General features: G+C 57.4%; 10 protein-coding genes and 1 pseudogene. 8 read left to right on the plus strand and 3 right to left on the minus strand.

Translation table 11 applies throughout. The features are described from left to right. Positions 1-93 precede the first annotated feature (93 nt). From BKH32_RS12500 to BKH32_RS12515, 4 genes are all read left to right on the plus strand, one after another. Positions 94-843: an MTAP family purine nucleoside phosphorylase gene (locus tag BKH32_RS12500; RefSeq protein WP_075250328.1), complete on the plus strand. Its 750-nt coding sequence runs from the start codon at positions 94-96 to the stop codon at positions 841-843. After that, positions 840-1,592: a glycosyltransferase gene (locus BKH32_RS12505; RefSeq protein WP_075250329.1), complete on the plus strand. Its 753-nt coding sequence runs from the start codon at positions 840-842 to the stop codon at positions 1,590-1,592. The genes BKH32_RS12500 and BKH32_RS12505 overlap by 4 nt, the downstream gene beginning before the upstream one ends. Then, positions 1,589-2,254 (plus strand): O-methyltransferase, encoded by a 666-nt coding sequence (locus BKH32_RS12510; RefSeq protein WP_178384680.1) that lies wholly within the window; start codon positions 1,589-1,591, stop codon positions 2,252-2,254. Before BKH32_RS12505 ends, BKH32_RS12510 begins: the two co-directional genes overlap by 4 nt. 619 nt (positions 2,255-2,873) lie before the next feature. Beyond that, complete coding sequence (locus BKH32_RS12515) at positions 2,874-4,232, plus strand: MFS transporter (RefSeq protein ID WP_075250331.1); 1,359 nt, start codon at positions 2,874-2,876, stop codon at positions 4,230-4,232. Positions 4,233-5,218: 986 nt separating this feature from the next. Here BKH32_RS12515 and BKH32_RS12520 read toward each other — a convergent pair. From BKH32_RS12520 to BKH32_RS13790, 3 genes are read right to left on the minus strand one after another with little or no spacing between them, the layout of a single operon-like run. Further along, positions 5,219-5,527, minus strand: coding sequence for a transposase (locus BKH32_RS12520; protein WP_075250332.1), 309 nt, complete (start codon positions 5,525-5,527; stop codon positions 5,219-5,221). 3 nt (positions 5,528-5,530) lie between these two features. After that, entirely contained in the window at positions 5,531-5,785 is a 255-nt protein-coding gene (locus BKH32_RS13785) for a hypothetical protein (protein WP_143222840.1), read from the minus strand. Continuing rightward, positions 5,782-6,066: a hypothetical protein gene (locus BKH32_RS13790; protein ID WP_143222841.1), complete on the minus strand. Its 285-nt coding sequence runs from the start codon at positions 6,064-6,066 to the stop codon at positions 5,782-5,784. Before BKH32_RS13790 ends, BKH32_RS13785 begins: the two co-directional genes overlap by 4 nt. A gap of 706 nt (positions 6,067-6,772) precedes the next feature. Between BKH32_RS13790 and BKH32_RS12530 the strand changes: the two genes are divergently transcribed. From BKH32_RS12530 to BKH32_RS12540, 4 genes and pseudogenes are all read left to right on the plus strand, one after another. Further along, a complete protein-coding gene (locus BKH32_RS12530; protein ID WP_143222842.1) occupies positions 6,773-7,630 on the plus strand; it encodes a class I SAM-dependent methyltransferase in 858 nt (285 codons plus the stop codon). Next, positions 7,623-9,335 (plus strand): hypothetical protein, encoded by a 1,713-nt coding sequence (locus tag BKH32_RS13795; RefSeq protein WP_143222843.1) that lies wholly within the window; start codon positions 7,623-7,625, stop codon positions 9,333-9,335. Before BKH32_RS12530 ends, BKH32_RS13795 begins: the two co-directional genes overlap by 8 nt. Positions 9,336-9,722: 387 nt before the next feature. Next, positions 9,723-10,998: pseudogene (locus BKH32_RS12535) on the plus strand (IS256 family transposase). A gap of 197 nt (positions 10,999-11,195) precedes the next feature. Further along, positions 11,196-11,957 (plus strand): hypothetical protein, encoded by a 762-nt coding sequence (locus tag BKH32_RS12540; protein WP_075250334.1) that lies wholly within the window; start codon positions 11,196-11,198, stop codon positions 11,955-11,957. Positions 11,958-12,028: the final 71 nt, after the last annotated feature.

Below are 12,028 nucleotides of genomic sequence, written 5' to 3' on the forward strand. Positions count from 1 at the left end.
TGGTTCAGGTGCTAGGCGATCGTCAAAACACGGTTGGAGTGAGTCTCGTCACAGACTGGTGCCCGTAGTGCAACTGATGTTATAGTTCTAGGCGTGGGGGGCGCTCACGAGAACACGGTCGCTATAATTGGCAGTGCGGAGATTACCGATTGGGAGATTTATCGGGCTGCGGATCCGATCCTCATCCGGCATGAGTTCGGTGCTACCTCGGCGAGAAAATTGCGGGACGGTCAGAATCGAATTATCCTGTTCCCACGAGGCCATGAGGGGCATAAGCGTGCCGATTTTATCGATCATCGTGCAAACCTTGCAGCATGCCGCGAGTCATGTGTTACCGCCATAATCGCCACCTGTATGGTGGGGTCGCTTTGTGTTGATTTGCATCCGGGCGCCATCATCGTTCCGGATCAACTGATCGATTTTCATCGTCGCATTCCTACCACGTTCGCCACGACGAGCGGGTATCAACAGTTAGATGTAACAAATCCGTACTCAGTACGGGTTCGAAATGCCCTACTCGTAGGCGCCACGCGCAAGGAAATTATGATAGACCGAACTACCGGTACCTACGTTGGTATGGACGGACCTCGGTTTGAGACTGCAGCAGAGTCTCGCTTCCTTCAGTCGGCTGGCGGCACTGTTGTCGGAATGACTTCAGTTCCCGAGGCATTGATGGCTTTAGAGTTAAATATAGACTTGGGGATGCTTGCGGTCGTTGTCAATTTTGCTGCCGGACTTCCCACTGCGGATCTCACTTCCCAAACTATGTGTCGGAATCGTGCGGCGGCAATCAAAGACGTCGAGTCAATTGTTATGGCTGCCTGCAGAGAGCTTAACGCATGAATACTTGTCTCATAATTGTCTCCTGCGCTGATAAGAACCAGATAGATCAAGCAGTTTTTGCAGTAGCTAGAGCATGCCGCAAATGTAATGCAGTCTCGCGCGGACTGGTTCTTACTACGTCTGATGGTTATAATCGTGAACTCGCACATCGCGCCAGCAAACACGCCATAGATGTTCGAGTAACGAATCAACCGCGATTACCAAAACGCATTCGTTCCACACTCACTAACCATATAACCGACGCAATGGTTTTGAAGTTGCAAATAGATAACTATTTGCCGCACGAAAACAGATACTATGTTTATCTTGATACGGATATTTTAATTAATTCAGATCTCGGTGAATTTCTAGGATATTTTGATGGTTTTTCACTTCTCGCAGCCAAAGATGTTTATGTGTCAGGTGCGCATTTAGGTCTTGAAACTTATTTCAATGCAGGAGTACTCTTTTTTGATAGGTTTGATTCTAATTACAAGGAGGCGATTGCGTTAGCTGCAGAATTGGCTGCAACGATGCCCTATGAATTTCCGGAACAAGATGCGTTAAATGTTGCATTTGTAGATCTATGGAAACCTTTTCCTGATGGTTGGTTGACGTTCGTCGGTGAAGACATGAAGGACTCTTTAACTTACCGACATGCTACAGTTTCTGATTGGGAATCTATGTCTGCGTTACATTTTGTTGGTCCGCGTAAACCGTGGATGGAAAACGCCCCATCAGCACTGAAATATCTATACCAAAGAAGGTGAACGGATTGACACATACACGCGACCTTGATGAGCTACGGTATCTTCGATGCCTACGACCCGAGCCAGCTTATATTGCTAATGCGCGTCGGCTGGCGCAACAGACGGACAACCCACCGCTTGATCCCGAGAGCAGTGCACTGCTTAGCTTCCTAGTAACATTAACTAAGCCACGCAGAGTGTTGGAACTAGGTACGGGCGCTGGAGTTTCGGGATTGCATGTGCTCGCGGCCATGAACGCAAACGATATCGATAAGAGTGTTTACGTAACAGTCGACATAGATCCGGAACATACAGAACAAGCACATTTGCTCCAGCGGACACACACTGGGAAAGTTGATGCGCAGTATGTCACCGCAGACGCTCTGTCTTATCTCACCGAACTGACGCGGTCTTTCGACATAATTATTGTTGATATCGCAAAACCTTTGATCGTTCGTTCAGTAACTATGGCTTGGCGTTGCTTACATGCTAATGGCTTGATGTTCATCGACAACCAGTGGTGGTCGGGCCGGCCTATTTTGTCGGAATATTATAACCGCGAAGAAGATCGTCAAGTTAGAACGCTGAATGAACTTTTACCAACATTCGCTGACGCGAAGAGCGTTCAGCTTCCTATGGGAGATGGCCCTGTACTTATTTACAAAACTGTCGTGAAGCGATGATAAAGATGTTGAGTTTTCTCGCCCCGTTCGGAATGCCTATCATTAACCCAAAAGTGGCGCACGCACTTGTCGATGCTTGTGAAGCACTTACGATAGTTCGTCGCGACGCGACAGCGAGCGATCGATATTGGCCTCAAAATGTTTTTTCAAAGCCCCGAATTGTAACTTTAGATGCACTTCCTAACATAGACCAAACTTGGTTGTCCGAACGAGCGCGATCAGTTCTCACTACACCTCCACAGCAGATCAACATTCATGATATCGCACTCTATTATGGTTCGTACGTTTATGACGCATCGGACGGTCCAGAATTATCACTCGACATGATGGAATTTAGGAACTATCTGATTGCTATGTTTGACTTGACTCCCCTTGTTACTGACGAGGTACGTGACGTGCGATGGGAACGTCCTGAACCGAATGGGTGGCTTGCGACGATCACTTACCTGCCTCAATTAACCGCCTTGGCTGCGGCAGAAGCGGCAGAGATCGTCTATGTAAGCCGAGAGTACTTCGTGGCCTTGTCGCGTATTGCACTTACTGATCAACGAGAGTCGCGCTTCACATGGGATGGAGTTACCCATCGACTCGTGTCCCCGGCGGCTGGTAGGAGTGTCCCATGGGAAGACTGCGGGTAGCTGACCGGCTGAGGGTCGTCTCCCTCGTGGCGGTCGTGTTCGTGACCGCTTTTGACGGTCTGGCCCTGTCCACGCTGGTACCCCAGATCGCCGTCGACCTCCACCTGGGCGGCCTCTACGGCGCCTTCACGGCCGCCTACGCGCTCGCCCAGCTCTTCGGCGCGCTGTTCGTCTACGGGCGGGTCCGCTCGGCACTGCCGCTGGGGGCGGCTCTCTTCTGCCTGGGCGCAGCAGGCTGCGCCGTGAGCCCCACGGCCCTGTGTCTCGTCTGCGCGCGCTGTGTGCAGGGGGTGGGTGGCGGTCTCGCCGTCGGGGGCGTCTACGCCTCGATCGACCGCGACGTCGACGAGGGCGACCGCCCCGTGGTGTTCGCCGTCCTGGCCTCGGTGTGGGTGGTGCCCTCGATCATAGGCCCGGGCCTGGCGCAGCTGGTCATGGTGGCGTGGTCCTGGCGGGCGCTGTTCCTGGTGACCGCCGTCGTGGCGGCCGCCTGCGCCGCCCTCCTGGCACGGGCCTCGCAACCGGGGGAGAGGACGTCGTCGGCCCTCCCGCTGGGGACCCGGGTGGTCCTCATGACGGTCGGTGCCATCTCCGTGGCCACCGCGCCGTTCGCGGGCCGCGGCCCGGTGGCCGTCGTGCTCGCCCTGGTGACGCTCACCGGCCTGGTCCTCATCTACAGGGCCTTCACGCTCGTCAGACCGGTCCCGGTGCCCGGCACCCCGGTCCGCACCCTCGCGACGCCGCTGCTGTGCCGTGGGGTCGCCCAGGCGCTGTACGGCGGCGCGGAGGGCGCGGGCGCGTGGTACGTCCACGGGATCCGCCCGGGTGCGACCTTCCTGGTGGTCACGACCGGGGCCTGCGTCTGGGCGGCGGCGTCCTGGGCCCAGTCACGGGACGCCCTCAGGTCCTGGGTCATCCGCAACGGGCTCGCGGTGGGCCTGCTGCCGGTCGTGAGCGTGGCCGCGTTCACATCCGCCGTCCTCCTTGGCGGCACGGACGCCAAGATCCTCTCCCTGTGTGCCTGCACCACCGCCGCCGGGGCGTTCGTCGGCGTCGTCGAGCCGATTATCAGCTCGGCGTTGTTCAGCCAGCGGGCGCCGGAGAGCTCCACGGCCCTGCCGGTCGTCATCCAGGTCGACGACCTCCTCGTACCGGGCGTGGTCGTCGCGGTCCTGGGCACGGCCATGGGCTCAGCCGCCACCCACGCCCTCCTCGCCCTCCTCGCGGGCCTGGGCCTGCTCGCCCTGGTGACGTGGACGGCCTCCGGCGGCCTCACAAGGCACTGGCTGCACCACACCACTGAGGGACAGCGCCGTGCGGACGGCGATGCCGGCGGGTAGCCCCGAGGCGGGATCCGCGTCCGGCGATCCGGTGGTCCTCGCCGAACCGGTCTCACAGGGCACCCCCACCCAGGGTGCCCCCGACGGGGCTCCTCGGTGCGCAGTCCTGCCCTCACCTTGACGACGGCCATGACGACATCCTTGTCCGCCCGCTCTGCCCTTGTCGCTTAGCACCGGTCCCCTTCCCGGGTGGCACGCCTCTGTGGCTGACGACGCCCAGCAGCCCTCATTTCTGCCTCCATCCGACCTCTACGGGGTAAGGACAGTCTTTTTCCCCGCTACTCGCACGCCCACTTATACACCGTGTAGCATTATCGTACCCAGGAACAGCACCACCCCGCCTCAACCTCATGAGAATATACAACACATCCCGTCTTCCCCCCGAGAGTACTTCCCCTTCCCGCCAGTGGCCACGACCTGACCGACAGTCCTCTCTGCTCCACAAATAGAAACAGCCCATCGGGCCTGTCCGCACTAGCACTATCAAAAAGACGCCTTTCGCACTATAGTTCGCGCCGCTCTGACTCGCAGAGGCATGGTGGTGAGTCCGGACGTTACGTACTCTGTCGTGCGGGTTCAGGGGCTGAAAGCCGCACGACCCCGTTGGAGGATAACACCACCGACCTGGCCACGGATCTGGGCCCGGGCGATGCTGTCCTCGTCCAGGACCTGGTTGCCGGCACGGATGGTGACGAACCGGGTGGTCCTGGCGCGCCTGCTGCCGTTGACGACGTCCCGGGCTCGTTCTACCTGGGCGTCCAGGATGTGGCTCTGGCGGGCGAGGTGCCTGGCGCTGCAGGCCCGGACCGCTCGCCAGGAGCGTGGGTGGGTCTGGGGGGCCCAGACCGGCTCGGCCTTGAGGCGTGGGTTGCGTTCTTTGCCAGCGGGGCCTGTGCGCGGGGTGATGGTGTCGATGACCTGCCCGTCGGTGAAGGCGTCGCCGTGCCAGTGGAAGTGGGCCTCCAGGTCCCCGGGGCCCTGCTTGTCTACGATCCCACGACAAGGCCCGTGCCAGCGGCGTCCAGGGCCTTGAGGTCGGAGGCTGACAACAGCATGCCGGCGTCTGCCACGATCACCAGGGGCTCGGTGCCCGCGGCGTCGTGGAGCTCCTCGATTATGGGGAGCAGGGTGGTGGTCTCGGCCCTGCTGCCTTCCCGGCAGCCCACCCGCAGCGGGAAGCTGGCCCGGTCCACCAGCAGGCCCACGATGACCTGGGGACCGGCCCGCCGCTCCCTGGGGTACCCCACCCGTCTGAGGGCGTCCTCCTCATCGGTCCGGAGGTACAGGGTGGTCACGTCCTACAGGCACAAGGACAGGTCCCCGGCGGTGGTCGCACGCGCCGGTGCGGCGGCCGCGATCCTCTGCCCCCGGTTGCGCTCGATGCGGCGCACCAGGGACCGGAACAAGGTGCGCCGGCTAGCCGGGGTGACGCCCGGACCGGTCAGCACCCCGGGGGACCCGGGCCCTGGGAGCGGGCTCGACCAGACGGGCCAGGACCATCCGCGTGAACGCCTCATCGCCTTCAGCGGCAGCGTCGAGCCCCAGGTGCTCATAAAGCCTGTGTGAGCACCTGCCACAGCAGCCCCGAGGCGCTGACGCCCCACCACCACCCCGGCCCGGCGGGCCGGAGCCTGGAGGGCCTGGAATCCAGCACGCCCTGCCCCTGGGTCTGCGCGATCCTGCGGCGCCCGACCTCCGTCAGCGCCGCCAGCCCGGCCTGGTCACGGGCCGAGCCCAGGTGCTCCACGATCCGCCGCTGCCCGCGCTCCCTGGCCACGACCTGCACCGCCGTGGCCCCCGAGGCAGTACGGACCCTGCGCAGACACGGACTCACACCCCAACCCTACCGACCCACTAGTGCCCCACAACACCCACCCCTCCCCCACCAATCCAACGAAAACCCCCTACACGACACCAAGCCACCAAAACCGGCACGAGACAGGTAAGTGTACGCGCCTGGTGCGCGAGGTCATCGACGTGGCGGCCCGGAGGTGCCTTCACTCGAGAGACAAACGGTCCGCACGTGGTCACGGCGTCCGACCCTCGGTGGGAAGGACTGAGGTGTGCCGGGACAACACCTGAGCGGAGCCTCTCAGTGTGACGCCCTCGAGGAGTGAAGAGGACCATCAGGTGACGCATCTCACAAGAAGCAAAACCGTTCGGGATATTGTCTTCTGGATCAAGCTGGAGTGTAGTTATAGTCAACTTTATTCAACCTCTGAGGTAACCGGGACAACTAACGAGGGCGAGGAGGAACACGGGAGAACAAAGCAAGCAACTTGAACACGGATTTCAAGGTTATCCGAAACTTACCCAGCAATCTAGGTTTTCTATATCCGCGGCTTTAGGTCCCGTAGAACATGTGCCGAGTCGGAAACAGAAGGTCTAATTTAATAAAACAGACCAGGCGCGTCGCCTAATCTGTGCGCATGGAGAGCATTCTTCCTCACCGCCTTCGGTTTATCCCGCACAAAAACCTATAACTACGATCCTACCTATCTTGTTCACGCTATACAATACCACATGATAAGGTGATAACAGTGAGTAAATTTGAGCACAACCTTGGTCCCGCACTTTTTCAGTCCGGCCTTAGCGGACTCGCGCTACTCAAATCCCTTACGGCACCGCAAGCGCGCATCACGGAGCGCCTGAACGAACTCGCTGATGATGTGGACCGCGCGCGAAGTATGCTCGACTCGGGAGCACAATTACCCTTGAGCAAGGTTGTCCAGGCCGCCGATGGCTACAACGTTTGGGCCTACAACTACGATGCAGACAATGCGGCAAACGATATGTTCGCAACCGAAGAACCTATTATTCGCCGTCTGCTGCGCATTGCGGAGCAGAACAAACAAGCAAGACAAGCAACGGCGTTAGATATGGCTTGCGGTACTGGGCGAAATTTTGCAATGCTGCACGATTTCGGTTTTACTATTTTCGCATCTGACATCAGCAAGAACATGTTGAAGATAGCGCAGGAACGCGGATTCGCGCTTGAATGTAGAATTGGTTCATTCACGTCTATACCCTATCGCGATCGGTCGTTTGATCTGGTTTTGACGACCGCAGCCTTCTCTCACGAACCTAACGTGACAGCGGCAATGCGTGAGTTTGCACGGATTCTCCGCCCAGGAGGAATTCTAATCATTAGCGATATTCATCCTATTCAAGTATGGCTAGGGAATGCAGTTAATGTCATAAACGAAGATGTGAGCCTCCGTATTCCAAACTACTTTCACCTCCCAAGTTCGCTTATCAGCATCGCGGTGCGGCACGGCTTGGATCTTTTGAGCTTTGATGAACCATTGGCGGTCGAACGAGTAACTACGGCACATGATATCAGTATTCTAGCCGACTTGCCACTGCTTGTTATCTATTCATTTAAAGCCAATGATTGACAATCTAAAACGACTTCTTCGAATCGTTACTTCGAATGATGCAACAAAATCATGGGGATATCCATCTTGGATGCTAACGGAGTTTTTTGACGACAATCAAAATATAATATCTAAGCCTGTATCTGAATGGATTCGTGAGACGGTTTGTGATGCACTCAAATGGCGATGTGACGCAAAACACGCTATAGAAGAATCAACGTATTGTCTTTTTATACGTTCATTCGGTGCATATTACGAGAATGGTCAGCTCCATCCAGGAACATTTTTGAGCTGCTTTCCTCTCGTTAAACGAATCGCTTTAATGGGATACGGTCGTGTTATGATTTTGCCTATATTTCAGATCGGCAAAGAGTCGCGCAAAGGAGAATTCGGTTCACCATACGCATTATTGAATGAGTATACGATTGACGATTTTTTGGTCACGCAATATTTTGTTGGATGCACCGCCGAAGATCAATTTGCCGCTTTTTGTGAATTGTTAAACTGTTACGGATTAGAATTAATTGTAGATATTCCATTCCGCTTGGCTGCGCGCGACTCAAAGCTTACATTAGTTCATCCCGAGTGGTTTTATTGGATAAAAACAAATTCTCCTTTTCGTTACCCTTCTGATGGGATGACGCAAGAAGCGTACCGCGAACAATTTGTCTCCTCGCCGACTGTCGCCGATTTTAGCGATTTCCTTACACAGACTTCGTGTACAACGTTTCTAAAATGGTGCAAAAACAATTTAGGGATCATCACTATGCCTGCGTTCTCAGATGTCCCCGATGACCCGCAGGAACCTTGGTGGGACGTTACGTACTTCCGGTGTCTTGAAAATAGCCCAGAATGGTTTGACTATAAAGATATTACGCCACCAGGACTTGTTGCACCACTCAGGCAGCGTATGCAGAATCTCGTGGAATTTCAATCAAAATTTGGTTTTCGTGGCTATCGCGTCGATGGCGCACATGCGTTAGGAATACAAACATTAACTGCGCTTCGTAACGGCTTGCAGAACGATATCTTGTTACTTGGCGAGGCATTCGATACACGTCAAATCACGGATCTTGAAATCGCTGGTTTTGACGCTGTTACTGGAAGCGTTTGGGGGGTTATAGATCATTTAGGTGAGGAAGCCATGCCGAACTTATTGGAAACATATGCACACTCGATTGCGCTCCCGTACCTGGGTGCTCTTGAAACGCACGATTCGCCGCGTGTTAGCAGATGGATTTCTAGCTCACAAGTAATAGCTGCGCACGTGATTGCCAGCTGTTTGCCGGGTGCGATGCCATTTTGTGTGGCCGGTCAGGAGGTAGGCGATAGTTATCCAATGAATCTAGGCTACGGCATGGACAACCGACATTATTCACGATTGCCTCTCTTCGACTTAGTTCCTTTGCGAATCGGCACGACTTTGCGCCTTTCGTGGATTGCTTGTCAGCTTAGCCTACTTCTGTGGCGAGGACTTGGCAGACAACGCACCATTGATACTGCCGTACCCGGTGTAGCACGCTTCTTGGGAGAATGCACTGTTCTTGTCAACTGTACTGGTCAGGACCGAGCAGTCGACCACCATATCTCACTCTTAATGATCATCGATCAAAATGGTGTAGCTAATGTAATCAAAGACAACGCTTCGGTGCTGTTACCCTCGTTTGCGGTTGGCGTGACAGGCAATGACGCACTGATACATAGTTTGTTACGTTGTTGTTCTTGAAGATTTTTAATAACGGAATTATATAGCGCGAACAGAACGAGTGGGGCGGGTCGAGGAAGATGTCGCCTTCGTAAGGCTATGACCCAGCGACGATATTAATTCTCTTGAGTGTAGTTGCCTGGGTATTGTCTGTGTTCTTCCTGCCCTCGTTCCAAGCATGTTCTATGGTGTTTTCGTAGGGCACGTAGGAGAGGGTGTTGCTTGGCCAGGCGCCAGGTGGGGTCTGAGCCGGTTCTCCCGGAGCTTTCCTGGGTTCTCGGGTGAGTCTTTTAGTGTGGTGGCAATTCCTGCGGGGCTTCCCTGGCCGGTGTGGCTGCCTGAGATCAGTAGAGGGGGCATCGTGGGACCCGGATTTTCGACCAAGATTCACCAGGAGGTACTCCCACGATGCCCAGTGACCAGTCTGCCGTCTCCGTCCTGATTCAGGAAGTCCTGTCCGACCCGGACCTGGCCCATGATGACGTCTTCCGTCGTCTACTCCAGGCCGGCTTGCAGGACCTGATCGACGCCGAGGCCACCGCCCAGATCGGCGCAGAACCCTATGAGCGCTCCAGCACGCGCTCCAACCGACGAAACGGCAAGCGCCCCAAGAAGCTGGCCACCACGGCCGGGGAAGTGGACCTGGCCATCCCCAAGCTGCGGCAGGGATCGTTCTTCCCGTCCCTGCTCTGCCCACGCAAACGGGTCGACAAGGCCCTGTACGCCGTGATCTGCTCAGCCTGGATCGAAGGGGTCTCGACCCGCAAGGTCGACGACCTGGTCAAGGCCCTGGGCAACGAGTCGGGTATCTCCAGATCCACCGTCTCAAGGATCTGCAAGGACATCGACGAGGCAGTGGGTGAGTTCCTCACCCGCCCGTTGGACCACACCTGGTTCCCCTACGTGTTCGTCGACGCCACCTACGTGGATGTCAGGGTCAGCCACCGGGTGGTCTCTCAGGCCCTGGTGGTCGCCACCGGGGTCTCGGCCCAGGGACGTCGCGAGATCCTGGGTATGGCGCTCGGCGACGCTGAGACCACGGACTTTTGGACCTCCTTCCTGCGGTCCCTGCGCGAGCGGGGACTGAGGGTCGCCACCGACCAGGACCCCCAGGGCGTCGTGCTGGTCACTAGTGACGCCCACCCAGGTATCCGGGCCGCGGCCCGAGGCGATCCTGCCTGGCGCCGCCTGGCAGCGGTGCCGGGTCCACTTCGCCCGCAACATCACCTCCAGGCTCGGCTCGGCCCGCTCCAAGCCTGCGGGCGCCCTGATCTCCACGATCTTCGCTCAGACCAGCCGGGAGGCCGTCACCGCCCAGTACCAGCACGTCATCGACTCCCTACGCCCCTCCTTCCCACAAATCGCTGACATGCTCACCGACGCCGAGCCGGACCTGACCGCGTTCGCACCCTTCCCCAGGGAGCACTGGCCCAAGATCTGGTCCAACAACCCCATTGAGCGTCTGGGCCGCGAGATCAAGCGCCGCGCCGACGTCGTGCAAGTCTTCCCCGACCGGCAGTCCGTCACCCGCCTGATCGGTGCCGTCCTGCTCGAGCAGCACGAGGAATGGCAGTACGGCGAACGCCGCTACCTGTCCGAGACCTCCCTCAGACACCTCACCCACACACTCCACCACGACCAGCACGCCATACCCGACCACAACACCATCACCCTCAACCCCTAACCCGATCTACACCACACCAAAAGACTTGACCGGAGCCTCAGGCACCTCCCCCCTTCATTCTCCCGATCACGGCCTCACAAGACCCTGACAACCAGCATCACACCCCTTTCTGAACGCTCACAACCGAGCGGGGCTCCAGAGGCATCCCCTACACTCCCATCTAGTTCCTACTCACCCCCACCCTCCTGGGAGGCAATATGCCCACCCGCCTGCGACACCGTCACCGTGTAGGTCACAGCCCCTGCAGCACTCGCCTCCTCACTCTTGGACTGGCCCTGATCGCAGCCCTTCCCCTCGGCGCCTGCGGTCCCTCTCACAAGGGGCAGCTGACCGTCGAGCCCGCCGGCGCCTCCACCACGGCCGACCCCTCCAGCTCGGACACGCCGTCCACGACACCAACCCCGACACCATCGGCAACATCTTCCGCAACAGCCTGGACGGCCCCGAACGTCACAATCTCCAACGACACCACCGGCACGTGGCACCGGCAGGACGACATACTCGAACGACCGGTCGCGACATCATCAGAAATCAGCCAGGCCTACAACTTCGACGCAGGAGGCTGTCTAGCCATTATCTTCTACAAAGCAAACCAAACAATTCACGACGAAGGAAGAAGGGGTGGAGACAACCTCTCCTCCTCCACCGAGGTGCAGGAGACGATGTCGAACCACAGCTCTTTCTCGGTGACCTCAGGTCCGACTTCCGTCAACGCCGTACGAGACGACAATGGAACGCTCCCCGGATACGAAATCGAATACACAGCCACTGTCACATATTCCAACGGCTCGACGAACAACGTAGCGGGATACCGTTTCTTCCGGCAGATCAGCGATCTGGGCGTCACCCTCGAAGTCTTCCTCGAGTGCACCCCGGACAAACTCGCCTCCGCCGATACATGGCACCAGTTCTTGTTCTCGACACGAGTGGCAGGACTCGATGCTGGGGCCATGGGATAAATGAGTCCCGGTACCGAGTCACAGCACCTTCCCTCCTCCTTCCTCACCACCAGCCTCGATCTTTCATCGTC

It is taken from the genome of Actinomyces oris (assembly GCF_001929375.1).
GTDB lineage: Bacteria > Actinomycetota > Actinomycetes > Actinomycetales > Actinomycetaceae > Actinomyces > Actinomyces oris_B.

Excerpts from the sequence above, each read along its gene's own strand:
- BKH32_RS12505 (WP_075250329.1), top strand. The coding sequence starts at position 840 with ATGAATACTTGTCTCATAATTGTCTCCTGCGCTGATAAGAACCAGATA.
- BKH32_RS12515 (WP_075250331.1), top strand. The coding sequence starts at position 2,874 with ATGGGAAGACTGCGGGTAGCTGACCGGCTGAGGGTCGTCTCCCTCGTG.
- BKH32_RS13785 (WP_143222840.1), bottom strand. The coding sequence starts at position 5,785 with ATGAGCACCTGGGGCTCGACGCTGCCGCTGAAGGCGATGAGGCGTTCA.
- BKH32_RS13795 (WP_143222843.1), top strand. The coding sequence starts at position 7,623 with ATGATTGACAATCTAAAACGACTTCTTCGAATCGTTACTTCGAATGAT.
- BKH32_RS12540 (WP_075250334.1), top strand. The coding sequence starts at position 11,196 with ATGCCCACCCGCCTGCGACACCGTCACCGTGTAGGTCACAGCCCCTGC.